Source organism: Paraburkholderia graminis, from assembly GCF_003330785.1.
Taxonomy (GTDB): Bacteria; Pseudomonadota; Gammaproteobacteria; order Burkholderiales; family Burkholderiaceae; genus Paraburkholderia; species Paraburkholderia graminis.
On sequence record NZ_CP024934.1, the window covers coordinates 84,287 to 110,885 of the forward strand.

The window sequence follows — 26,599 nt, forward strand, 5'->3', positions numbered from 1 at the left end:
CACGAGGTTGCGGGACTGCAGGAGGAGACAAGGATGGCACACATTCGCCCGGCACCTCCGCATGATCCGGTGGAGGCAAGTCTAAGCCCCGCGGACGACCGGGTTCGCCTGAATCACTGGCTACCGCCGCAGGCAGGCGTTGTGCCCAGGATCCGGATCGGTCAGCGCTGGGTCAACGTGCTGTGGACGCTGCCGATTGCTTTCGTATTGCTGGTTGTCGGCGTAGCCATCGCGCAAGCACTGCGGCAAGTCCCGGCGGTGCAGGAATTCCTCGTGCGCTACCCGGGCATCCCGCCATCCGCGGTGGCGGTCGTCACGGGATTCCCGGCGTGGCTGAGGCTGCAGCATTTCCTGAACCTGTTTTTCATGGCGTTCATCATTCGCGCGGGATTTCAGATTCTCGCCGACCACCCGCGGCTGTACTGGAAACGCGACTGCACGCCCGGCACGGAATGGTTTCGCTTCCAGAAGGCGGTGCCCGCCGGCCGCGTGTGGACCGCCAAGGACGATTCGGTCACGCTCCCCGGGTGGCTCGGCATTCCTGGAATCCGTCACTCCATCGGCCTTGCGCGATGGTGGCATTTTTCGATCACGCTACTGTGGATGATCAACGGCATCGTCTTTTACGCGCTGCTGTTCACGACAGGCCAGTGGCTACGGCTGGTGCCAACGACATGGAAAGTGATTCCCAACGCGGCCTCGACCGCCCTGCAGTATCTGTCGCTCACGTTCCCCGCCGATCACAGCTGGCTGCGCTACAACAGCCTGCAACAAATCACCTATTTCATTACCGTGTTCATCGCGGCGCCCACCTCCATCCTGACCGGCTTCGTGCAGAGCCCGGCGATTTCCAACCGGCTCGGCTGGGTCGGCCGGGCGTTGAACCGGCAGCGCGCGCGCTCGATTCATTTCATCGCGCTGTGCTGGTTCCTGTTCTACATCCTCGCGCACGTGACGCTGGTGTTCATCACCGGAGCCCGGGTGAACCTGAACATGATGTTCGCGGGTGTGAACGGCGACTCCTGGAGCGGCGTGCTGGTCTTCGTCCCGGCCATGGCCCTCGTGGCCGTCACCTGGTGGCTGGCGTCGCCGTTCACGCTTCGTCATGCGCGTCTCGTTCAGCGGATCGGAGCGTTCCTGGCCCGGCCATTCAATAGCGTGACGCAGTGGTGGGACCCGACGAGCCAGCTCACCGAACAGGACATCTCGCCGTACTTCTGGCCCAACGGGACGATGCCGGCATCGGCCGGGTTCGATCAACTCGTGAGAGATGGCTTTGCGCATTACCGGCTGAGAATCGATGGGCTGGTCGAAAAGCCGGCAGAGCTCACATACGCCGAGCTGAAAGCGATGCCGAAGCAGGAACAGATCACCACGCATTTCTGCATTCAGGGATGGTCCGGCGTCGCCAGGTGGGGCGGCGTTCCGATGCGTCATCTCCTCGATCTGGTGAAACCGACGGCCGACGCCCGCTTCGCGGTGTTCTATTCACTGGCCGATGGTGGCGATGGCGGACGCTACTACGACGTCCACAGCATCGCCAACATGCGGCACGAATTGACGATGCTCGCCTATGAGATGAACGGCGCGCCGCTCAGCGTGCTGCATGGCGCGCCGTTGCGGCTGCGATGCGAGAACGAACTCGGCTTCAAGATGGTTAAGTGGGTTGCGGCCATCGAGTTCGTGCACGATTTCGCCGATCTCGGCGCGGGACAAGGCGGCTACAACGAGGATCACGAATTCTACGGCTACCGCGTACCGATCTGAGTCACTTCTCAGATGAAAACGAACATCGCGATCACCGCGGCGGCCATCACCGCGGTTGAAAGCCATCCCAGCATCCGCAGCGGCGCGGGCGTCACGAAGGTGCCCATGACCTTCGGGTTCGACGCCATCAGCATCATCAGTATCATGATCGGCACCGATGTGACGCCATTGATGACGGCGCTCCAGAACAGCGCCCTGATCGGGTCGATCGACGTGAAATCGAGCGCGAGGCCCACGACCGTCGCGAGCACGATAACCGCGTAGAACCGTTTCGCCAGCTGCGGTTCGAGCGCGAGGCTGTTTTTCCACCGGAAAGTGCCGGCCATCGCATAGGCGGCCGAGCCGGCCAGCACGGGCAGCGCGAGCAGCCCCGTGCCGATGATGCCGAGGCTGAAGAGCAGGAACGCGAACTGGCCGGCGATCGGTTTCAGCGCGGAGGCGGCCTGCGCCGAAGTCTGGATGTCGGTGATGTGATGGGCATGCAGTGTGACCGCGGTGGTGAGAATAATGAAAAACGCAATGAGATTCGAGAACGCCATCCCGATCGACGTATCCAGGCGGATTCGGCTCAGGTTTGCCGGACCCTGTGACGGCATTTTAGTCAACGCCTGCTGTCCTTTCTTGGCATGCAGTTCCTCGACCTCCTGCGACGCCTGCCAGAAGAACAGGTACGGGCTGATCGTGGTGCCGAACACGGCGACCACCGTCGTGATGTAGCCGGCGCTCCACGAGCCGTGCGGAAGTACCGTCCGCAGCGCCACAGTCGCCCACGGGATCTGCACTGCAAAGACGACGCCGACGTACGCGAACAGTGTCAGGGTGAGCCACTTGAGCACGCGAACATACCCGCGGTACGGCACGAACACCTGCAACGCCAGCGAAACCAAACCCAGTCCGACCGTGTAAGCGCGCGTGGGGCCGCCGACGAGCAGATTGACGGCCGCACCCATGGCCGTCAGGTCGGCTGCAAGGTTGATCGTGTTCGCCACCAGCAGGAGGATGACGGTGCCGTACAGCAGCCATCGCGGGTAATGGCGCCGAAGATTCGTCGCGAGACCATGACCGCTCACCCGCCCAATTCTCGCGCTCACGACCTGAATGGCGACCATCAGCGGATACGTCAGCAGGACGGTCCAGAGCATGTTGAAGCCGAATTGCGCACCCGCCTGCGAATAGGTGGCGATACCGCTCGGATCGTCGTCCGCCGCGCCGGTTATGAGTCCTGGTCCGAGCTTCGCAAACCACGAGTCGGCCTGACTATCGGCTTGGATATCGATGTTTGCGGACGCGACCGTGTCGTGTTCCATAAACGCCCGGAGTCGTGCGGCATCTGTTTATTGTAGTAGCGAATCAGCTATTTATGCGGCGCACCTGCAAATGAGGAATATCTATCCGACGCTGACATGCGCTGGCAACCGGGGAATCCTGGCTGGAGAAAGGCGCCACGATTCTCCTGTTCGGGCCGCCTGGCGCCGCCAAGAGTCATCTGGGATCGGCCATCGGACACGCGCTGATCGACGCTGGCTGCTGGGTGCGGTTCGCGCGCACCAGCCGATAGCGAGATGCCGCCCGAACTTCATCCCGAAGATGGGGCGTGCTCTTTCGCGAGTCGGCGCGACCGAACCCCTCATTTGAAGCTTTTATCAGGCGGAACCGTTGCTACTACACTGACAAGAGCGCCGCTGTCCCGAAGTCGAATCCAGCGGCGCCCCGTGACATTGCGAGATCACTGACGCTTCGAAGCCTCCTTCTTCAGCTTCTTCATGTCCTTCTTCTCCTTGGGCGTTCTGGTGGCGACTTTCTTTTCCGTCTTCTTGGCGTCTTGGGCTTTGCTCATGATGGCCTCCTTTTATCTGGTGTTTGACAGTGTACGACGCGACGCGCCTCCGGGAGACATGGGTCGATCCAAAAACACGTCGAGGCCCTCGCAATTAGCGTCGCGTGCCCACCCTTAAGCTTGCCCCCAAAAACGTATCCCTTGGTGAACGGGTATCTCATGCAACGTGTACGATTCCTCGCGCGCAACAGCTCGCTGATGGTTGATGAGATTGGTAGGTGTCGATCGGCTCGAACGGCGGCAATCTATTCTTCCAGCTCGTCAATGCGTGTCACGAGAAGTGCGCCATCGCCCTGACTTCCGACCGCAGCTTCGGTGAATGGGGCGAGGTATTTGGTGACGCGTGTTTGCCGCCGCGCGGCGAGCACGGCCCAGAAGGGTGCCCAGCATAGCGGGCGCATCGTTTACATAAAAACGGAACTCGGCGACAAATGTAGACGTGCTGATGGCCCCGCACAGGGAGGTCCACAATGGCATCATGTTTCGCGAAGATGGACTGGAACGGCGTTGATCGGCTCCATCCGAGGCCGCCCCGCGTTGAGCGACTGGGACGGCCGCTTTCGAACGGCGTAGTGACATTTGCAAAAACTCGCCGAACGGCTGGAGCGGGAGTCGAACAGCGACCGCTGCGGGGCGCGCACAATCGATCTCCGTTCATTCAAGAGATTGATATGGAAACGCTTAACTCTCTCAGCGATAGTCGGCCGCTTTTTTACCTGGCGTATGAGAAATTGGCCGGAACCAAAGCGGAGCGGACGGCCTCCATTCGACCGCCGGGCCAGGGAATCGCTGATTTGTTCCTGAGGGACAGAAACCGGGCGGATACCGGTATCCGTGAGCGCATCGCCTACAATGTAAAGGTGGGCACGACCTAGTAAGGAGGCTGCCATGACTCAGTCCATGATCAGCTTTGTGGTCGGCCTTGCGGTCCTATTGGTCGTCGCGTTCGTGCTGGCGCAACGTTACATGCGCGATCACAAGGGTGACGAGTTGGTTCGGTGGCTTGATGCACATCACATGGGTTGGATGCACCGTAACCATTGACGGCGCGGTCAACGATGCGGTTCCGGTCAGCGTGTAACGCCATCGTTACGAGATACGACGCGTCCCGCAGTTCGCGTCTACTCAGTGGGCCCGAGGACTACGTCGATAGGGGCTTGGCCGGCGATCTCCGCAATAAGGTAAGCCCAGCGGCGGGAAAATGGGCCACCGCGAATTTTGATGCGCTGGCCAAGTGCTGCCGCACCAGGAGGCTTGATGGCCCCTTCAATGCGAAACCAGACATCGAACATGTCCGTCGATGTCGAAAGCAGATCGATCTGAATTTTGAATCCGCGATATTCGACTGTTCGTTGCACGAAGACCTCGGGTTCCAGCGCCGCGCCCATGCGGAGAAGCCAACCGTAGACCTATCTTCGTCGCGCGGAGGCTCCAGCATATTTTTAAGCATCGCCCGTCAACTCCGGCGTCAAGGGAAGACCGCGAAAAGTGTATTGGAGGATCGGAGACCTCCGGCGACGAAACGAGATCGGCCACCGAGCGCGCCACACCCTCCATCGACGAGACCATGGACCCCATTGGGGCAAACGAGGAGCGAAATGCGGCCATGGAAACCGGAGGTATGAAGGGATCCAGACGTTGAATCCCGAACGATGCGCACGACCGGTGCCGAGAGTCAATCGGCGCGTTCGGCTCGTGGCAGAAGCCTGTGCGGTATTCGGAGTTGCATCGATAGCAGCAACGCCCGCATCAATGTCAACGCGATAAGTGGCGTTATATCTATCAGGAGGGTTAGATGGCGACAAGTGACGTGACACTCAACTTTCCTGATCCCAGTCGCACCTACGACGCTTCCAGACACTGTGTGTGCTTCTTTGATCCGCGGAACTTGAAGAAGTGCGACAGGTGTGCAGCACACCGCTCCCGGAGCGCTTGCGTGGACGTTGCGCCGTCGCGTCATCCCGAGAAGTGATCCTATCTACGAGACGATGAGATCGTGAAACGCAATATGAATCTGGCGATCGCCATACTGAAGACCCTCGAGGAAAACAAGGCCCCGCACCTCAGTGAATTCGACCTTGAGGGCGCGCTCAAGGACGAGTTCGATATTTCGAACCGAGGGGTATGGTATCAGTTGAACCTGCTGGCCGACGCAAATCTGGTGCGCTCATTGGGAAGCGACTGGCGGCTAACCTGGGATGGCCACGAGTTTTTGAAGTCTTCAGCTCCGAATGCCTTCGTAAACACCTGAAGGGCGACTCGCGCGCCAGAAACGCCGCCCTGCCCGAGTGCCGCGCACGGCGCGGCGGGCACCTAAGGCGATGGCAGTTGGCCGAAGCGCACCAGGGTCCACGATGACGGCCACGCTCCAACGTCGAGCCATCCCGTTTTGTACAGCCGTGTGTGCGGGTATTCGAGGTGTGAGTGGACATGGATCAGTTAAAGCATGCGCTGCTTGATTATCACGAACGCAGCAAGCACCGTCTCAACTTCTACGCTCCTGGCCCTGGGGGGCTCGACTGGACAACCCAGCCGGATCCGTTCCGGGTGTTTCGCGGCACACCGCGCGTTGGTCTGCCGTTAGCCGCGGACACCCTGGCCACACTCTACAACGAGTTACGCTGCGGCACCCTGCCGCCCGCACACGGAATCGATCTATCGAATCTGGCAATCCTGTTCGAACTCTCGCTCGGCTTGTCGGCGTGGAAAACATATGGCGCCCAGCGGTGGGCGCTACGCTGCAACCCTTCCAGCGGAAATCTGCATCCGACCGAGGGCTATCTTCTGTGTCCGGCTCTATCCGGCTTGTCCGCAGGCGTCTATCACTACCTGAGCCGGGATCATGCGCTTGAACAGCGCGCTGCGCTGGACGAGCCACAATGGACGGAAGCGTTTTCGGAAAGTGGTGTGCTGATCGGCATAAGCTCGATCCATTGGCGCGAAGCGTGGAAATACGGCATGCGAGCTTGGCGCTACTGCCAACAGGATTGCGGCCATGTCATCGCCGCGATGAGTTACGCAGCGGCGGCGCTCGGCTGGCAGACGCGGTTGATGGAGGCGGTTGCGGATGATGCAGTGGCCGACCTGCTTGGAGTGGACCGCCGCGAAGATTTCAGGGAAGCCGAGACGGAGGCGCCGGATCTTTTGCTCTGGATTGGCAACCCTGAGACGCGGCCCGATCTCGAGAGCATGCTGATCGCTTTGGATAAGGCACAGTGGCACGGACGCGCAAATCAGCTGAGTTCGGGACACGTGATGTGGCCGGACATCGATTCGATTCATCGCGCCACGCACAAGACCCGTACTCGTGAACCATTCTCGCCGAATCCGGAGCGGCGTTCAGCGCCGGCGACGCCAGCCCTTGATCTCAGCTTCGCCCGAATCGCCAGACAGCGTCGCAGCGCCGTGAACTTCGATGGAACGACGCGCATCAGCGACGCGGCGTTTTTCGGCATGCTGGCCTGCCTGCTGACACATCCCGACACGCCGCCGTGGAATGCGCTGACGTCTCCTGCCGAAGTGCATGCGGCACTCTTGGTGCACCGCGTCGACGGCCTGGAGCCGGGCCTCTATATGCTCGTCAGAAATCCAGGAGCGCTGCCGAATCTCAAGCGGTCTCTGCGTCCAGAATGGCTGTGGCAACAGACCGGGCCGAACCATCTGCCGCTCTATCTTCTACTGCCTTACGATTTGCGCGCGGCGGCAAAGTTGATCTGCTGCCACCAGGACATCGGCGCTGACTCGTGCTTTGCGCTGGGGATGATCGCGAGATTCGAAATCGCCTTGAATCAACCATGGCGATATCGCTATCTTTTGTGGGAATGTGGCATTCTCGGCCAGGCGCTCTATCTCGAAGCTGAGGCAGCCGGAATTCGCGCCACGGGGATCGGCTGCTTTTTTGACGATGAAATGCACACATTACTCGGGGTGAAGGATCACACGTGGCAAAGCCTGTATCACTTCACCGTCGGCGGCGCGGTGGACGATCAACGCCTATCCGTAGTTCCGCCGTATGAGGTTCAGCCTTGAGGGGAGAGCCCCACATCCGATCGTGGCGAAACGGTTTTCTTCGGGGGCACTCGGCAGATGAACGGCGAACGTATTCCTCGTTTTCCTTACAGTGGCGTGGCGAACCAAACGTAAGGATCGAAAGGTCGCCGTTCAAATGGCCGGTCCTTCGGAAGACGTGCTATTCGTCGCTGAATTGCTGAACTGGCGCCTAGAGAAACTTGTGCTGCATGCCTGACCGCCCGGGCGCGCAACGGCGACAAAGGTGACAAAGGTCTACCGCCTATCGCGGCCGACGAACGGTGGTTCGGGATGCCGCACTGATAGGCAAGTACTCGGCCTTGTGAGAAGTTTCTATAAGGCCAAGCACTTGCTGGCCGACACACCTGACTACAAGAATGACCTTTGCACCTTGGAAGCTGCCGTTGCGGTCGCGCAAGGTCGAAGGGCAGAAGTGGGTGTGCGCCGTGAAAAGGTGGCGCTTTCCAGTGGGTGTAAGTCCCACCCGGCAAATGCTCCAGCCGGAAGCTACCGGAGCAATCGTGCAGGTAACGAAACGGTTGAAGCCTTCGGTGATGCGTGTCACGAATTGGTGGCAGCGCGAGTGTGCAGGCCGTAACGCGAGTGAACGCTGAGCAAACCTCGAAAAGGTCGCCAAGGGCTGCTTATTGGCTTTCCAGTTCGCAAAACCTAAATTTGGCTGACTGACCGGCTTGGAGAAAGTTATCTGACCGGAGTGGCGCGACTGCGGCCTCATGAGGGCTGTCGGGACGTTCCCCAGAGCGAGCGCCCGTCGAAGCATCGCCGCATCGACCGAAGATTCGGTTTTGGCATCGCTCATGTCCAGTGATGACTTGCTTCTCATCGTGTCTTCAAGGGTTATGGGCGGTCTGCCGATGTGCTGACCGCGCACGAATGTTACGCCTGCTATCGGGTGGCGACACCGGCGAGCTGTCCGATGCGATCTGCCGTTTGCTTACCCACGTTTCTCGCGACGACACCCAGGCCGCCCATCATGGTGACGCCTGTGTCGGCCACCTCAAACGTGGCTCCTGCGACCGTCACCGTTCCCTTGATGTGGTCGCTGCCGGACAGCGCACCAAACATGATTCGTGCCGCGACGGGACGCGTCTTGAATTCCGTGACGTGAAGAACGACCGGCGCACCGGACGCAGCGACGGGCACGCCGATCTTCGTCAGCTCGGCACGCAACGCCCCGACGACTTCCTGCCTTGCTTCGGCGGAAATGTCGAAGATCCTGCATCGATCTGCAGATCGCTTACACCGCCACTGAGCACCGCGCCCACTTCGTGTCCGCTGTCGGCAGGTAGTGAATTGGTGGCCGGAGCTCCCGCACACGCGGAGAGAAGGACGACGCAGATGGCTGAAAGCGGGACGAGACGCATTGATAGTTTCCAGTTTGGGGAAGCGAGGCCGGCGGAAAGTCCGGGGCAAAGGCTTGCGGTGGAGTCGGCGTACTTGCCAGGACTTACCCACGTTGTACGATCACGCGGTGACTGAATATCGGCTATGGACGACAGATCTTTGGCGTCTTGGCATTGCACTATTCGTTTTTCAGCGCGTGCGCTGGCTTTCGGCGTATCGGACCCCCGTAGTTAGCCGTGAAGGAAACGTACGATGCGTTCGCCTACCGGTTTCGCAACTCGTTGGTGCAGTGGACGAAACCGGGAGGCCGTGAAAAAGCACGGCGTATGACGAGTTTCCGTATATGTCAAAAGCCTGAACGAAAGATTAGAAATTATGCGAAACAGATAATTGGTGACGGTTGATCACTTCTCCCCCTCTATGTCGATGTTGTAATGAAAAAGTAAGAAAAATCTCTCAGAAACTTACTAAAGTTTTCTCTCCACGGGCCGACATTCGTAATGCGAGCGCATGGGTCAACAGAACCCGCGCCCAGACAAAAAACAAACGAGAGAGTCAGTCCGACGGGGTTTCATGGAAGGCCGGTATTATCAACGACTCCCCCAATGTGGGAGCCGGCGCGCGATTGCTCGCGTCGCCTGTTTGCTTACCTTGCTGATTGCTGCTGCGCCAATGCCGGCCAGTGCGGCAGGTATTGTCATTGACGGCGCGACTGCGACGACGGTTTCTACTGCCACAAATGGCCACCAAACCGTTAATATCGCCCCAGCATTCGCCGGTGTTTCCAGTAACACCTATACGAGTTTCAATGTCGATGCGGCAGGCGCTTCGCTGAACAACGTCGGTATTAATGCCCGAACGATTGTCAATCAGGTCACCAGCACTAATCCCAGCATTATCAGTGGCCGTATCGACGTACTCGGCTCTCGCGCCAATGTGATATTGGCCAATCCAAACGGCATTACGGTGAATGGCGGATCGTTCGTCAATACCGGCCGCGTGGCGTTGACAACCGGGCATGTCAGCTTCAAGGACACAGTGCCGGTAGCCGGACTTCCCGAACGTGACATCGTGCTCGACACGAGCACAGGCACCATCGTCGTCGGCCCACAAGGATTGACGGGCGCACTGATCGGTCTCGACCTGATCGCGAAGAACCTGCTGATCAACGGCCCGCTGACTAACACATTCACGTCGCAAACCGCCGCGATACGCGCGGTCGCGGGCAACAGCAACGTCACGCTGAACACAGCAGTCTCACCGACGGACAACGGCAACGACTGGCTGACACTGAGCCCCTCGACAACGCTCGCCACCGCAAACACATTCGCCATCGACATCACCGCAGCAGGCAGCCTGACAAGCGGCCGCGTGCAACTGATCGTCACCGACAAGGGCCCCGGTGTGCGCAGCGCGGGGCCGATGAACGCAACGCTTGGCGACTTCACGCTGTCTTCCAACGGTTCGGTGCAGTTCTCCAACACCACGCTTACTGCGCAGAACAATCTCGACTTGCAGGTGCAGGACAGCATCGCACTGACCGACACGAAGCTCACCACGAACAACGGCTCGGCTACCCTCGCCGCAAGCGGCGCGGTTACGGTGACGGGCAGCAGTCTGCTCGCCGCAACGGGCATCAATATCAGCGGCGCGGGCATCGCGTTGACGCAGGACGCCACGGCGCAGTCGGTGGTGGCCTCGGCCAACAGCGGCGTAGTGCTGACGAGCATCGGCGACATCACCAACTTCGGCTCGCTCATCCAGGGCCAGCAAAGCAACGCCCTCGACACCACATCGCTCGGCGCAGTGACGTTGAACGCAACGGGCAACGTGCTGAACCACTCCACCGCGGATAGCGCGCTCGCAGTTCTTTTCGGCGTCGCGGGCGACGTATCGATTACTGCCGGCGGTTCGGTGACCAATCAGAACGCCCGCATCCTGTCGAACAAGGCGCTGACGATCGCTGCTGGCGGCGATGTGAACAACATCGTCGATCATTCGGCCGGTACGAACGGCGGGGCGCCGGTCGGCTATTCGGATCGCAGTTGGCGACTCGTCTTCGTCGAGCATCGCGAAAGCGGTTTCAACGTGGATTACGGTGCCATCGCCGACCCGTCGAAGCTCTCCTACATCACGGCCGACGACGGCAAGCTCTCTATCTCCGGCGCAAACGTGGCGAACGTGGGCGGGTCGATTCTCGCCAACGGCGGCTCGATTGCGATCACTGCGCGCAATCAGTTGCTGACGCAAGGCGTGTTCACGGGCCAGGCTTCGTATCGGCAGACGTGCTTTTTTTTCTGCAGCTCGTCTTCATCGAGCAACGTGCAGGCGTTTGGCGGCGTGATCGAAGCGTCGCAGGACATCACGCTCAAAGCCGGCGCGCAGATTACCAACACCGGCGGCACGGTGCTCGCGCTCAACGCGCTGAAACTCGACGCGCCGAAGACGCTCGCTCAGGCGGTGCTCGGTTACAGCGCGATCAACCGCACGCACGACCTGAAGGCGTGGTTCGGCAATTCGTGGTCCGCGATTTTCGCGGCGGATACCGGCGGCGTTTTCACCGGCGGTACAGGCCAGGTGGAGCTGACCGGCGAAGCCGATATCGAAGGCGGCGCGTTCAATGCGCCTGGCGGTATCAAGGCCGCAGGCGGTGTGAACACGATTCGCGCGCCGTACCGCGCGCCGGTCACGATCGGCAATCACAATCACCTCGGGCTCGTGTCATGGTTCGGGCTTTGAAGCGGGCCATGAGGCGGGTCGCGAAGCAGGCTATGAAGCGGGCCATGAAGCGCGCTGGAAAGCACGCGTCCAGGCACCGCATACACTGCCTCGCGCACTGCACGCTCGCGCTACTTGCCGGCACCGCATCAGCCAGAGCTTTCGCGCAAACGCTGCCGCCAGGCTTGCCGAACATCCCGGCACTCGCAGGCGCTCCCGGCGCTTCATTCGGCGTGCCGATGCGCGCGGAGCAGGACCCGGCGCAACGGCTGCTTCAGGAGCAGCGCGACCGTCAGCGGCGCGACGAAATCCAGCAGGCGCCCGCGCAGATCGAGGTGCCGCAGCCGACCGTGGTCAATCTTCCCGAAGGTGCTGATGTCGACACGCTGCCGGACGTGGAGCCGTTGTTCAAAATCGATCACATCGAATTCATCGGCGACACGGTGCTCGGGCAGCGCGAACTCGACATGATAGCCGCGCCGTTCATCGGCAAAGAGCTTGGCCGCAACCGCATCAACCTGCTGCTGCGTCGTGTCACCGAAGCGTTCATCGCGCGCGGCTACATCACGACGCGCGCCTATCTCGGCGCGCAGAACCTCGCGTCGGGCACGCTGAAGATCAATATCGTCGACGGCAAGGTTTCGGCGTTCACGCTCAATGGCCACCCGCTGCGTCCGCGCGATCCTGAAGAGCCCTGGTACACGACACACGGCGGCGGCCTCATCACGGACGCGGGCACTGCGTGGGCGTTCGGCGACAGCGTAGGCGACGTGCTGCGCCTGCCCGATCTCGAGCAGGGCGTGGATCAGATCAACCGGTTGCGCCGCAACCAGGCTGAGATCCAGATCATGCCCGGCGAGACACCTGGCGATTCGGTGGTGGCGATCACGAATCACTACGGCGACCGCGTCTTCTACGACCTTGGCATCGACAACTATGGCAGCTCGCAAACCGGCACGCTGCGCTATCGCGCCGGTGTGCAGGCGAACAACCTGATTGGCTTGCAGGAGTTGCTGTCGTTCAACTTCGTCGGCACGCAGGACAGCAACGCGGTCGTGTTTTCCGCTGCCGCGCCGTACGGCTATCAGACGTTCAGCTATACGACCTCGCTGTCCGAATATCAGCAGGCCATCGGCGATATCGCTTTGCTGCAGGGCCGCACCTTCAGCCAGATTCTCGGCTGGAACGACGTGCTGAGCCGCTCGCGCGCCGGACGCACCAGCGTCGACGTCACGCTCACGAAGATGCGCACCGAGCGCACGCTGAACGGCATCGAGCTGACGCCGCAGGACCTTACCGTATTGCGTGTCGGCCTCAATGGTTTGCGCCGCTTCGTTGCGAACGATCAGGGCGCGGCCGCGACATGGGACGTCGGCGTGTCGCGAGGTTTGCCGTGGCTTTCGGCGAGCCACGACAGTCCCGGCATCGACGAGGTCGAGGCTCACAGTCAGTTCACGCGGCTCGACGCGACCGCCACGCTCCAGGTTGCGCTCGGCACGCTCGCGGGCACGCAATGGACGTATCGGGGAACCTTGCGCGGCCAGTACAGCCGCGTTGCGCTGTTCGGCAACGAGCAGATCTTCCTCGGCGGCATGGACTCCGTGCGCGGCTTCACCGAAGGCGGCATTGCCGGCGACAGCGGCTTTTATCTGCGCAACGAGGCCGCCTGGCAGAACGTGCCCGCCTGGCACGATGCGCGTGTCGAACCGTATGTGTTTCTCGACGGCGGCAAATCGCATCTCGTCGCGCAAGGCGGCTGGCCGACGCTGATCGGCACGGGCGTCGGCGCACGCGCGCAATGGCGCTACAAAACCCAAACCGTCACCAGCGAGGTGCTGCTCGGGCAGGCCTTGCTTCAACCGGCCGCACTCGGCAAGAAGGCTACCGTGCTGCTCGCCACGCTCAACTGGTCACTCTGAAGAGGTTCAAATGAAACATCGCCCGATCGCTGTCACGCTTCGCCACGCCGCGCTGCTCGTCATGCTTGCCACAGCGGGCCTGGCTGGCGGCATGCCGCTCGCGCATGCGGCCAGCAAGCCTTCGCCGAAGCCGTCGGCGGAAAAGAGCGTGGAAGCGGCAACGGGTCCGCTACCCGCGAATGCCGTCGCGCGCGTGAACAATGTTGTGATTACACAGGCTCAACTCGACGACGCTGTGCGCGCGTCGAATGCACCGGACACGCCGGTGCTGCGCACGTCGATAAAAAACCAGCTGATCGCACGCGAACTGTTCCGCCAGGCCGCGGAGAAACAGCACTACGAATCGCGTCCGCAGGTGGTGGCCGCAGTGGAACAGGCGAAGACCGTCGCGATGACCGCCGCGTATCTGCGCGACCAGGTGAAGCCAGCGCCGGTAACCGACGCAGACGTCAAAGCGAAGTACGACGCGATCGTCGCCACGCTCGGCGAATTCGAATACAAGCCGAGCGCAATCGCCGCGAAAGATGCGGACACGGCGCAGACGGTGCTCACGCAATTGAAGAAGGGCACTGATTTCGCGCAACTCGCGAAGCAGTACAGCCAGGGTCCAGGCGCCGCGCAAGGCGGTGCGCTGAACTGGATTTCGTTCAAGACGCCGATTCAGCCGGGCAACACGCAGAACTGGCCGCAGCCGCTTGCCGAAGCACTGGTGAAGCTGCCGCAAGGCGGTGTATCGAGCGCGCCGGTGCAGGTCGGCGACGCGTTCTGGATTCTGCGCGTCGACGAAAAGCGCGCGACGCAGGTTCCGCAATACGACCAGATCAAGGACGCGCTGCGCAAGCAGCTCGAGCAGGTCGCGCTGCAAAAAGCGACCGCGCAGGTGGTTGTGGATCTGATGAAGAACGCACGGATTCAGCAGCAGTAAAAGCCTTGCTTTCCAAAGGTGGCAGCGGACGGGGGTTCGACCGCTGCCACGCCGTTCCGGGCTTGAACGCCCGGGCCGGAGAAGAAGTGCCTGAAGTGCCAAAACCAGAAAAAGACGAGAGCATCATGAACGCGTCAACGCGCCACGCTTTACGACAACTCGAACAGAACCGTCAGATCCATGACGAGCGGCACGAACGCGGCATACAGTCCGCGCGCGAACGCTGGTCGATGCCGACGCCTGCGCGCATGTATCGCATGTATCACCTCTGGCAGCGCGCCGTCTCGGCGCTCGTCGCGTTGACGCTTTTCGCGGGACCCCTGTCGATCACATTCGAGCAAAGCCGCGACGCGGCGGGCGTGCTTGCTGCGGGCAGTCAGCGTCTCGATGACGAAGCGTGGCAGCAGATCCAGGACCTCGCCGGCTTGCGCGTTCACTTCATGATGCGAGAGGCGCAGGCCGCGCCTATCGTCGACCCGACTGCACCCATTTCGTTTCAGCCGAAGATCACGCAGACGACGGGTGCGAACGGCGGTGTACCTGTGGTCAACATCACCGCGCCGAACGCCGCGGGCATTTCGCTGAACCAGTATCAGAGCTTCAACATCGATCCGGTCGGGCTGATCCTGAACAACAGCCTGATGTCCGGTACGTCGCTCACCGGCGGCGACGTGCGGGCCAATCCGAATCTCTCCGGCCGCACGGCAAGCGTGATCGTCAACCAGGTCACGTCGACGGGCGCGGCATTCGCGAGCCTGCTCAACGGTCCGCTCGAAGTGTTCGGCGCGCCGGCCACGGTCATCATCGCGAATCCGAATGGCATCACGACGAACGGTACGGGCTTCACGAATACGATCGGCGTCACGTTATCGACCGGCACGCCGCAATTCCTGAGCGATCTCAAAGGCACCGTCACCGACTTCAGCAACGCACAGGCAATCGGCTATAGCGTCACCGGCGGTCATATCCAGATCGAAGGCAACGCGGGCGTGAACGGTCCCGGCGCGGGCATCGAAGGCACGGTCGGCACGATCGATCTGATCGGCGAAACCATCGGCATCAATGCGCCGCTGTATGCGGGCCAGCGTATCAATGCGATCGCGGGCCGCCAGTTCGTGCTGCCCACGGCCGTGACGGGCAGCGGCACCACGTATGCGACGTCGGCCAATGGCGCGAACAACACGGCGAGCGCGATCAACAGCGCAAATGGCCGCGCCAACAACGGTCTCGCAATCGACGCAACCGCCTTTGGCGCGATGACCGCGGGCCAGATCCAGGTGATCGGCACGGCGGCCGGCATGGGCGTGCGCACCGATGCGCAAATGGCGGCGAACACCGGCGACCTGCTGCTGTCGTCGAACGGCGATCTCACTGTGAACGGCTCGGCCGCTCAGCGGCAGGCGACGTTGCAGGCAAGCGGCAATCTGTCGATGACCGGCGCTCACGTGGGCGTCGCCGGTTACACGATCAATGCAAACGGCGACGTGACGTCGAGCGGCACGATCCAGACCGGCGGCAAGCTTGCAGTCACCGCGGGCGGCAACGTGAATGTCGCGAACGCACAGTCGAACGGCGACATGACGGTCAGGGGCGGCGCGAACGTCACGCTCGGCGACGTGCAAACAGGTGGCGGACTTTCGGTCGCGGCGCAAGGTAACGACGGAGCGGGCGACGTCAACCTGAACGGCACGTCGGTCGTGAGCGGCGCGACCGGCCTGCAGGCCGCGCGCGACATCAACGTCAACGGGCAAACCAACGGCAGCACGCTGCAAGCGACTGCACAACGCGACGTCAATGTGAACGCGGCGTTGCAGACATCGGGCGATCTTGCGCTGAACGCCACGCAGGGCAGCGTGAACGCGGGCGGCACGGTAAAGAGCGGCAACAATCTTGCGCTGGCCTCCGGCAAGAATACGAACGTGACCGGGCAGGCCACTGCGCAGAATGCAGTCACTGTCGCAGCGGGCCAGGATCTCGCGGTAAGCGGATCGCTCGCGAGCGGCACGACGCTCGCGGCGAACGTTGCGCGCGACGTGTCCGTGGCAGGGTCGCTCCTCGTCGGCACCAATGCGCAGATGAACGCAGGCCGCAATGTCGATGTGCCCGGCGTCGTCATCGTGCAGCAGAACGGCGTGGTCAACGCGCAGAACAATCTGACGGGCAGCGGGTCGGTTGCGTTTGGGCAGAACGGCGCGCTGACGACGGGTCAGGACGTGGCGTTCACCGGCAAGCTGCTGGCTAACGGTCTGAACGTGACGGCGGGCAATAACGCGAGCGTCGCCGATGTGCAGGCAGGCGGTGCATTCAGCATCGCCGCGAATGGGTCGACCAGTAACCCGACCGGCGGCGGCGACGTCAGCTTCAATGGCAATGCGGCGGCGGTTGATGCGACGACCGTGCAGGCCGCGCGCGATGTCATCGTGAACGGAACGCTCGCAGGCGGATCGCAGGTCGCCCTGACGGCGCAGCGCAACGTGACGGTGGCAACCAGCGGTACGGTGCAGGCCGTCGGCGATCTGTCAGTCGCTGCGGTGAACGGCAGCGTGAATTCGAGCGGTACGCTGAACGGCGCGGCGAACCTGTCGGCCAGCGGCGCGCAGGACGTCGCGTTGACCGGCGCGACGAGCGTGACCGGCGATACGACGCTCACGGCCGGCCACGACGTTGTGATCGGCGGCACATTCGCGGGCCAGGGCGCGGCGACGCTCAATGCCGGCCACGACGTGATTGCGGGCGGCAGCAGCGGCTTCGCGAAGGACACGAGCGTCACGGCGGCGAACGATCTTTCGGTGACTGGCGCACTGCAAGGCGCGGTGGTTTCGCTGACGGCGGGCCATTCGGTGACGCTGAACAATGTGCAGGCCAACAACGCGCTGCAGGTGACGGCGACGGGCGGCACGCTTGCGGTGAACGGGCTCGTCGCTTCGCTCTCCACGGCGTCGTTGAACTCGGGTGGCGACACGTCGATCAATGGCGCGTTGCAGAGCGCCAATGCGTTGAGCGTGACAAGTGGCGGCAATACGTCGATTGCGGGCAGCGTTGCGTCGAACGGGAACGTCACGCTGACAAATGCGAACGGTTCGCTGGTCAGTTCCGGCAATATCCAGTCGGGCGACAACCTGCTGATCGACGCGGCTAAGTCGGTCGATCTCGGCACGCAGGGCACGTCCGCACTTGGGGACCTCGCGGTCAACGCCGGCCAGAATCTGACGATGAATGGTTCTGTCGTCGCGCAGGGCAACGGCACGCTGACCGCGGGCGGTGCGATAGCGGGTGCTGCAGCCAGCGCCTTCGGTCTCGCGGCGAACGTCGCTTCCGGCGGCGATACGAACCTCACCGGCTCGCTGCGCGGCGGCTCTGTTCAAACCACTGCGGGCGGCTCAGCATCGCTGCATGACGTGCAGGCCGCATCGAGCCTTTCGCTTGCGGCGACTCATGATCTGAACATTACCGGCGCTGTGACGGGTGGCGCGGCAGTTGCACTTAGCGCCGGCCAGAACATCGGTATCAGCGGTTCGATTCAGTCGGCTAACGACACCACGCTCGGCGCGCAGAACGGCAGCGTCAGTACGACGGGCATGATCGCCAGCAATGGTGCCTTCAACGCGCAGGCCGGCTCAGATATCAATCTCGGCGGCACGACAACCGCCGCGCTCGATGCCACGCTCAGCGCAACGCGCGACGTCAACGTGACGGGCATGCTGGCCGGGCAAGGGCAGGGCAGCGTGACAGCGGGCCGTGACATCGGCGGCGCGGGCACGATGACCTTCGCGCAGGCGGCTACGCTCAGTGCTGGTCGCGATGTTTTGCAAGGCGGGCTGATCCAGGGCCGGTCCGTGCAGGTCAACGCTGCGGGCAATGTCGGCGTGAACAACGTCGAGTCGGCGAGCACCGTTGCGTTGAATGCCAATGGCACCAACACGGCTAACGGTCCGGGCAATGCGACGGTGAACGGTTCTGTCGCCGCGGCGGGCGCGGTGACGGCGACGGCGCGCAATGACGTATCCGTCGCATCGACCGGGAAGATCGCAAGCGGCACGACAGTCGCGATCGATGCGCAGCATGACATCAACATTGGTGGCGCCGTCGAGTCGGTTGCCGATGCGGCGCTCACTGCGCAGCAAGGCAGCCTGAATGCGACGGGCGGCATCAACAGCGGCGGCAAGCTCAACATTGCGACGGGGCTCGATCTCTCACTCGGTGCGAGCACGAGTGCAGTCGGCGATGCAACGCTGAGCGCGGGCCGCGATGCGCTGCTGAACGGCCTGCTGATCGGCGAGGCGAATGGCCTGGTGACGGCGGCCCGCGATATCAGCGGCGCAGGGACACAGGCCTTCGCGCAAGCCGCGAGTTACACGGCGCAGCGCGATATCGCATTGACGGGCGGCGTTCAGGCCAATGTGATCACGGCGACGGGCGGCAACAACGCCGCGCTTCACGACGTGAACTCGGCGAGCACGCTGGCGCTGACCGCGAACGGCAACGCCGGCGGTGGCGATGCGGCGATCACCGGCACGGCCACGGCGCCAGGCGTGGTGACGGTGAGCGGCGCACGCGATGTGCTGGTGAGCGGATCGCTGACCACCCGCGACGCGCTCACACTCACAGCGCTTCGCAATGTATCGGCGAGCGGCACGCTGCAAACCACAGCCGGCGATCTGAGCGCCACGGCGGCGACCGGCAGTATCGCGCTGGCCGGAAGCACGACGACATCCGGCGCGTTGAATCTGAGTTCGGCGCTTGACACGCAACTCGGTGGCCAGATCAACGCGGCGAAGGATGTCACTGTGCAGGCGGGCCGCGACATTACGTTGAGCGGCGCACTTGCCGGGCAGCTTGGCGGCACGCTGAACGCATCGAACGATATTGCCGGAGCGGGCACGGCTGCGTTCGCTCAGGCTGCGACGCTCAACGCTTCGCATGACCTGGCATTGACTGGCGCGTTGCAGGGCGCAAGCGTCACGGTGACGGGCGGCAACAATGCCGGACTCGGCAGCGTGCAGGCAGTGACCGGCAATGTGCGCGTGACGGCCAACGGCAATGCAGGTGGTGGCGATGTGACGATCGGCGGTGCAGCGACCGCGCTCGGCGCGCTGGCTGTGCAGGCGGCGCGCGATGTCAGCGTGAGCGGCGCGATCAACACCGGCGGTACGACGACAATCGACGCAACCCGCAACATTACGCTTGCCGAGGTGAATTCGGCAGGCGACCTTGCGCTCACCGCGACGAACGGCAACGCGAGCGCGGCGAACCTCACCACGCAAGGCAACCTGACCGGACGCTCCGGGCAGACGCTGAGCATCTTGGGCGCCACGACCGTGGGTGGCAATGCGCAGCTCGCGTCGGGTGGCGACATGACGCTGACGGGCGGCATCGGCGCGCAGAACGCGGGCACATTGGCGGCAGGCGGCTCGATCAGCGCGGCGTCGGTCGCGTTCGGTCAGCAGGCCACGTTGAATGCGGGCGGCAGCATCGGCGTGACCGGTGCTGTGGCGACCAATGGCGCGTTGAATGCGACCGCGGGCAACGATCTGTCTATCGGTTCCGCGCAGGCGGGCGGCGCGCTTCTATTGCAGGCGCAAGGCCATAACGGTGCCGGCGACGTGAAGGTGAACGGCGCACTGGCGTCCGGTGGCGCCATGACGGTCAATGCCGCGCGGGATGCAACGATCGGCGGCAATGCAAGCAGTAGCGGCGCGCTCGCCGTGAGCGCCGGGCGCAATGTCACCGCGAGCGGAACCGCCGGTGCAAACGGCGATGTGACGTTGACGGCGACGGGCGGCAACCTGGCGGTCGGCGGTGCGGTCACGAGTCAGGGCAACTTCAACGCGACTTCCGGCGGCGCACTTGCGTTGAACGGCGAACTCGTCAACGGTAATACGACATTGAGCGCGGGCGGCACCGCGACGCTGAGCGGCGCGTTCCTCGGCCTCGGTCTCGCGACGATCAACGCGGGCGGCTCGGTGAACGGCGGTGGCTCGCTGACGTTCGGCAAGGACATCACTGTGAGCGCGGGTGGTGGCGTGGCGCTCGGCGCGATCCAGGGCGCGGGTCAGTTTACGGCGACCTCGGTCGGCGACATGTCGCTTGGCGCGACGACGGCCGTGGGCAATGTGAGTGCGAAGTCGACGGGCGGCAGCGTAAGCGTCGGCGGCAATCTACAGTCAGGCGGCAATGTAACGATCCTGGCTTCGAAGAGTGCGACGGTGGTGGGCGCTGTGTCGTCGATGGGCACTGTGAACGTCACTGGCACGCAGGGCAATGTGAGCGTGGCGGGTGTGTCGTCCAACGGCGATGCGACGATGAGCGCCGGACAGACGCTCACCCTCAGCGGCACCAGCACCGTGGCAGGACAGTTCACGCTGAGCGGCGGCAACGTCACATTGAGCGGCTCGCAAGGCGGCTCGAAGAATGTCAGCGTGACTGCGCAAGGGACGCTCGATGCGAGCGGCGCGTCGATGGTGTCGACGCAGAACATGCAGTTCAGCGGCACCAACGTAACGTTGGGGACGGCGATTGTCGGCGGCGCCTTGACGGCCACAGCGTCGAACCAGCTGTCGCTCGTGGGCGCCGCAGTGGACGCGGTCGGTGCGGCGACGCTGACCGCGGGCAACGGATTCTATAACGCGAGTCAGGTGCTTTCGGGTGGCGCACTCTATGTGTCGGCGCCGAATATGACGAACGCAGCGAATGCGTCGCTGGCTTCGACGACTACCACGACGATCAACGCCACGAACTTCATCAACGCGGGTCTGGTGAACGGCTCGACAACCAATGTCACGGTGGCGGGCGGGCTGAACAACAGCGGCGGCTCGTTGATGGCGGTCAATAGCCTCAACATCAACACGGGGACGCTCAACAACCAGAACGGGATTATTTTTGCGGGGAATCCGAACACGCCGAATGGACCCACGACCGGCGACGTTTCGCTGACGATTAATGGCGGTGACGGTTCGTTCTATAACGGCGGCGGCCAGTTGCTCGCGCAGCGCAATATGGGCGTGAGCGCGGTGAACATGGCGTTCGATCCATCGCAGGGGACCATCAGCCAGGGCGGGCAGCTGTCGATTACCGCGGCGTCGATCAGTAATAGCGGTACGTGGAATTACGGTGGCCAGGGAGTGACGCTGACCGGCGTGTACGGCATCAATAACTACGGGACGATGACGGGGACCGCGCCGCTGACGCTTTCTACCAATGGCACGTTTACGAATTTTGGGCAGGTGAGCGGTGGCAACGTTACGTTCAATGGGACATTGAATAATGTTGCTGGCGCGGTGATGCATGCGGACGGCACGCTTGCGTTGAATGGGAATACGACGAATCGTGGGACGGTTGAGGCTGGGGGGCTGCTGTCGGTCACTGGCGGGAATTACGACAATCAGGGTGCGACGACGCAGTCGAGGGGTGATGCGAACTTCAATCTCGCAGGGACGCTGCTGAATACCAGTGGGTCTATTTTTGCCGGGAATAACGTCAATATCAATGCGGGGGCGGTGGTTAATGATCAGACGGCGCCGAGCGGGGCAACCTCGACGTCGACGACGACAGTCACCAATCCTTCGCTGCTTTGGTCGGCTGTGGCGGGGACGCAGACATACTGGTACGAGCAGAGCTACGGCGGAGAGAACGGCTTTCTGCAGCCCGCATCCGGGACAACGAGCGCAACGCTCGGCGATCTTCTTTCCCCCACAGGGACACAAGCCATTGGCGCTAATGCGTCAGCGCCAAACGCCTCACAGCCCGTAACCGGTTCGGGCACTGTGACCTTTTATGAACGTCATGTCCAGGCCGGCATGAGTTCAAGCGGCGATAGCAGTGTGCCCGTGTATGAAGATCTCTGGTACGTGGGAACGGGGCCGGACCCGACCGCGATAGCGTCGGTTACTCTGGCGTTGCCCACGATCAATCAAACGACGACCACGCAACAAGCCGGAACGTCGGGCGTCATTTCGGCCGGTAACTCGATCTCGCTCACTGCCAATTCGTTGTCTAACCGTGGCGGCCAGATCGCGGCGCAAGGGAATGTGACGCTTAATGTCCAGTCGCTGAGCAATGGTGCCGTGGCGCCTGCGTCGTTGAATCAATCCGTCCAGACGATAGACCAGGGCCAATATTCCGCGTTTTTCGCGCAGTTGAAGTCCCTTGGAATAATCGCCGTAGCGGGAACGGGCAACGCGAGTGGTACAAGCTGCGATGCGCAGAACTACTGCGCCATTGTCGACGTTCTTCCACCGAACGAATTCAATATAGCTCCCGGTGCAGCGCCCACAGCGACTGGCTACACCACATCCACGTTCCCGACCGGCATGATCGCGGCCGGCTATAACCTGGGCATCTATGGCGGCAATCTGGTTAATGAAGGCCTGCTGTACGCAGGCAACAATGTGCAGATCGGCGCTGCGAGCCTGACCAACCAAGGCGGCAACCAGCAGAACTATTCGACGCAGACCGGTTGCGCCGCGGGTGTGCCCAATTCCGCTTGCGGTACGGCTGGCTCTACGCGCGGCTCCAATCCAACCACGACGACGTTCGGCTATAACCAGAACGACGCAACGATATATGCTGGCAACGACCTTGTAATCGCCGCGGGCGACATCAACAATACGTTCGGCAATCTGCTTGCAGGCCATGACATCGTGATCGGTGGCGTTGGCTCGACGGCGAGTTCCACGACGCCCGCCAGCAGCCTCAACAACACGTCGGGCAATATCGTCGCAGGCAATAACATCACGCTCAACGTGTCGGGCGCGATCACCAACAACCTGCCGCCGCCCGTACCTGTGCATGAAAACTACGGCTCGAAGGAACAGTACTCCGGCTGTATGACGGCAGGCGGCTACAAAGAAAGCTACTGCGAAGGCTACGTCGATCAGCAGTCAGGAAGTTCGTCCGTCATTAGCGCCGGCAACAACCTGCAGATCAACGCGGGCAGCCTGACGAACATCGGCAGCCTTATTGCGGCGGGCAACACTGCGACGATTGCGGTTGCTGGACCGGTGGTCAACGAAGCGCAGACGCTCAACGCGTACTGGCATTCGCATTGGGTGCAGGAAACCGGGATGTTCAGCAGCGACAAGCGTCACGATGTGTGGGCGTGTGGATCGCCAGCTGAATGTACGGCGCTGTACGGCAGCGCATATACGAGCACCGGCGGCACGATCGATCCGCCGCAGCCGGTCGGCAATATCGCGGCGACGATTCAGGCGCCCAATCTGTCGATCACTTCGGGTGGTCAGATCGAGAACGTCGGGAATGTGATCGGCACGTCAGTAACCCTGACGGGGCAGAAACTCATCAATGGAATTACGACGGCGAACACTTACACGCCGCGCGTCAATGCGCCGTCGCAGGTGATCTCGCTTAGCCCAGTGAATCTGCCAGGGTTGAACCTTTCGGTGCCGCGTGCGGTGGGCGGCGCGCTTCCGACGCCGGTTGCTGGCAAGGCATCGTTTGTCAACAACTCACTGGGTGCCTCGGCGCTGGGCGATCTGGGGCCGCAGGATCTGCTCACGGCACTGCCGGCAAATCTGCAGCCGAGCTCGACGCTGTTCTACTACAACCCGCAGGAAGAAGACCTGATGCTGCAGCAGGCGGCGCTGCAGCAGACTGGCAAGGCTAGCTTCATCGACGGGCTGACGTACGACAGCAAGACGAATACATCCGTCACGGAGCAGGAAAAGGCATACCTGTATCAGAACGCGCTCGATTATGCGAAAGCTAACAACCTGCAACTCGGCGCTGCACTGACCCAGACGCAGATCAACGCGCTCGACAAGCCGATGCTCTGGTACGTGGAGCAGACGGTTCCGGACCCATCGTGCACGGTAACCGGCACGGCTACGTGTCCCACGATTACGGCGCTGATGCCGCAGGTCTATCTGCCCAGCAATACAAGTGCGATGTCAGCCGGCGGCAACATTTCCGGGCAGGATGTCACGCTCAATTTTGGCAAGGGTAGTGGCGGCAGCATTCTGAATACCGGAAGCATTACTGCTTCCGACACGCTGACGGTCGATACCGACACATTGACCAGTCAGGCGAACCAGGTCGACGTCGGTCAGATTTGGGCCAAGGTCAAAGGTGGTTACGTCGATACCACTGGCACGACAGTTCAGCCGGGCGGCTTCATGAGCGCGGCGAACATGGATCTCAACGTTCAGACGTTGGATCAGATCGGTGGTGCATTGCAGAAGCTTAACGCGGACGGCACGGTCGATCAGGCTGGTACGGAGCAGGTGCTGGCTGCGCTTCAGCAGCAGCTTGGTACGAATTTCACGCAGACTGCGGTTAGCGACAACCTGCACACGGACTTTGTGAAGGATGGCGGCGGGTTGCCGACGTTCGTGGTGGCGGCGATCGCGATTGCAGCTTCGATTGTGACGGCGGGAGCAGCGGCTGCAGCCATGGGCGTTGCCCTGGCAAGCATGACACTTGGTGAGTCTATGGTTGTCGGTGCTCTGTCGGCAATGGCCGGCAGTGCGGCAAGCCAACTGGCCTCAGGACAGGGCCTGAACATCGGATCGCTGCTGGAGGCTGGCGCTGTGGGCGCGCTCACCGCAGGCATTACGAACGGAATAACCTATAACAGCGGGACCGGTTCGTTCGGCTTTAACGACTTAAGCCAGGGACTGAATACGCTTCCAAAGGGGGTTAGCACCTTGGGGCAACTGGCGGGGATCAGCAACATTGGAAATTCGCTGGGGCAGGTGGCGCAGGCCGCGTCGACGACGGCCGGCAATCTGCCAGGTCAACTGGCTGCGCTGGGCGCTAGTGCGACGATCAGCGCTGGTGTTGAGACCGCTATCGAGGGTGGCAGCTTCCTCAATAACCTGCGTACCAGCGCGGTCAGCGACTTGGCCGCTGCAGGGGCGTATGCGATTGGCGACCTGAACGGAGCGGAGTTCTTTGGGACAGGGGCGACCGGTGAGCTGGGCTATGTGGCGGCCCACGCCGCTCTCGGATGTGTGAGCTCGGCGGCGCTCGGCACGGGGTGCGGTGGCGGTGCCATCGGCGGGGCGGCGAGTGCGGCGTTCTCGCCAGACTTTCTCAAGTCGATTGACCCAACGGGGGCTGGGCTCGATGCGGGGCAACTGGCCGCACTGGCAGGCTTTTCCACCTTGCTGGGCGGTGGTCTTGGGTCACTGGCCGGCGTGAACGCAAGCGGTGCCGGGACTGCGGCACAGAACGAGGCGTTAAACAATGATGGGGGAACTGCCGAGCATACAGCCAACGCCGTGAAAAGCGGAGGGCTTGGCTCCGTCGCTCTTGCCGGTCTCTATTCGGTTATGCCGTGGTTGCCGGGCAACCCTGCGGCGCAGGCTCTGGGTCAAACGGTGAGTTCGACCTTTAAGGGAGTGGTGTCACAGATACAAGCTAACTACGGAGGACAGAACCCTCAGGCGGATGCAAACAACCAGATTCCGGGGGCAGACAACAGCAACACGCCACATACTGGGGCCGCACCTGTGACGTCGTTCGCGGCGGCGCTTTGCATGGCGTTCACGGACGGGCTCGGATGTGGCGCGACGCTGGCACCCATATCGGGCGGCAGTGCGCCAAGCAATGCGAGTCTGTCGAGCGGAAACGGTGGAGGCGACTCGGGTAGCAGCTCGACCGGTCAAGGACCGGCCACAAACACTCCGACCGGTCCACAAAATCTCGGGAACAATGTCCAGTTGTACCCGGATGGTAGTCTCAGAACACCGGACGGAAAATTTGCAAGTGTCTCGGGAAGTCCGCCACCCGGAACAACAGCCGCGTCACAGTTTGCGGATTTGTTGAGCAAAAATGGCATTAACGTAGTAGGTCAGGAGGTGGTGGTCAATGGTCCGCTTGGTCTGCGGCGTTACGATATTGTTACGCAGGATGCAAATGGTGCTTTGCATGGAATCGAGGTGAAAAGCGGCGGTGCAACCCCGAGTACATATCAACAATTTACGGATCAGTTCGTAAATCAGTTTGGCGCTACGGCCACCGGTCGATTCGCCGGAAAGAGCGTAAGCAGTGCAACGACGGTATATGTTCCGTAAGAGATAC

The 26,599-nt window shown here is 62.1% G+C and carries 11 protein-coding genes and 2 pseudogenes; 10 read left to right on the forward strand and 3 right to left on the reverse strand.

The window, feature by feature from the left end:
- Positions 1-33 precede the first annotated feature (33 nt).
- On the forward strand, positions 34-1,767 hold the full coding sequence (locus CUJ91_RS00370; RefSeq protein WP_114155650.1) for a molybdopterin-dependent oxidoreductase: 1,734 nt from the start codon (positions 34-36) through the stop codon (positions 1,765-1,767).
- 8 nt (positions 1,768-1,775) lie between these two features.
- On the opposite strand, the gene CUJ91_RS00375 is transcribed toward CUJ91_RS00370, so the two are convergent.
- Complete coding sequence (locus CUJ91_RS00375) at positions 1,776-3,074, reverse strand: NRAMP family divalent metal transporter (RefSeq protein WP_114155651.1); 1,299 nt, start codon at positions 3,072-3,074, stop codon at positions 1,776-1,778.
- A 98-nt stretch (positions 3,075-3,172) separates the two neighbouring features.
- Here CUJ91_RS00375 and CUJ91_RS00380 point away from each other — a divergent pair.
- The 3 genes and pseudogenes from CUJ91_RS00380 to CUJ91_RS34255 form a co-directional block, all read left to right on the forward strand.
- Positions 3,173-3,319: pseudogene (locus tag CUJ91_RS00380) on the forward strand (ATP-binding protein); the annotation flags it as partial.
- A gap of 435 nt (positions 3,320-3,754) precedes the next feature.
- Positions 3,755-3,948, forward strand: a pseudogene (locus tag CUJ91_RS35345) (ATP-binding protein); the annotation flags it as partial.
- Between the two features lie 544 nt (positions 3,949-4,492).
- On the forward strand, positions 4,493-4,648 hold the full coding sequence (locus CUJ91_RS34255; protein ID WP_167450643.1) for a hypothetical protein: 156 nt from the start codon (positions 4,493-4,495) through the stop codon (positions 4,646-4,648).
- Positions 4,649-4,725: 77 nt separating this feature from the next.
- On the opposite strand, the gene CUJ91_RS00395 is transcribed toward CUJ91_RS34255, so the two are convergent.
- Entirely contained in the window at positions 4,726-4,992 is a 267-nt protein-coding gene (locus CUJ91_RS00395; protein ID WP_244230954.1) for a hypothetical protein, read from the reverse strand.
- Positions 4,993-5,600: 608 nt separating this feature from the next.
- On the opposite strand from CUJ91_RS00395, the gene CUJ91_RS00405 reads away from it, so the two are divergent.
- Together CUJ91_RS00405 and CUJ91_RS00410 are read left to right on the forward strand one after the other, a co-directional pair.
- Positions 5,601-5,855, forward strand: coding sequence for a DUF2513 domain-containing protein (locus CUJ91_RS00405; RefSeq protein ID WP_244230955.1), 255 nt, complete (start codon positions 5,601-5,603; stop codon positions 5,853-5,855).
- A 179-nt stretch (positions 5,856-6,034) separates the two neighbouring features.
- Complete coding sequence (locus tag CUJ91_RS00410) at positions 6,035-7,633, forward strand: SagB/ThcOx family dehydrogenase (protein ID WP_114155654.1); 1,599 nt, start codon at positions 6,035-6,037, stop codon at positions 7,631-7,633.
- A 906-nt stretch (positions 7,634-8,539) separates the two neighbouring features.
- Here the strand turns inward: CUJ91_RS00410 and CUJ91_RS00415 are convergent.
- Positions 8,540-8,824 carry a hypothetical protein gene (locus tag CUJ91_RS00415; RefSeq protein ID WP_114155655.1) on the reverse strand — a complete coding sequence of 95 codons (285 nt, stop codon included), beginning with the start codon at positions 8,822-8,824 and terminating at the stop codon, positions 8,540-8,542.
- 747 nt (positions 8,825-9,571) lie between these two features.
- Here CUJ91_RS00415 and CUJ91_RS00420 point away from each other — a divergent pair.
- From CUJ91_RS00420 to CUJ91_RS00435, 4 genes are all read left to right on the forward strand, one after another.
- Positions 9,572-11,737, forward strand: a complete 2,166-nt coding sequence (locus CUJ91_RS00420) for a two-partner secretion domain-containing protein (protein ID WP_425273889.1) — start codon at positions 9,572-9,574, stop codon at positions 11,735-11,737.
- Positions 11,738-11,781: 44 nt separating this feature from the next.
- Positions 11,782-13,635, forward strand: coding sequence for a ShlB/FhaC/HecB family hemolysin secretion/activation protein (locus CUJ91_RS00425; protein WP_425273890.1), 1,854 nt, complete (start codon positions 11,782-11,784; stop codon positions 13,633-13,635).
- A gap of 10 nt (positions 13,636-13,645) precedes the next feature.
- Positions 13,646-14,560, forward strand: coding sequence for a peptidylprolyl isomerase (locus tag CUJ91_RS00430; protein WP_114155658.1), 915 nt, complete (start codon positions 13,646-13,648; stop codon positions 14,558-14,560).
- Between the two features lie 125 nt (positions 14,561-14,685).
- On the forward strand, positions 14,686-26,592 hold the full coding sequence (locus tag CUJ91_RS00435) for a two-partner secretion domain-containing protein (RefSeq protein WP_244230956.1): 11,907 nt from the start codon (positions 14,686-14,688) through the stop codon (positions 26,590-26,592).
- Positions 26,593-26,599 lie beyond the last annotated feature (7 nt).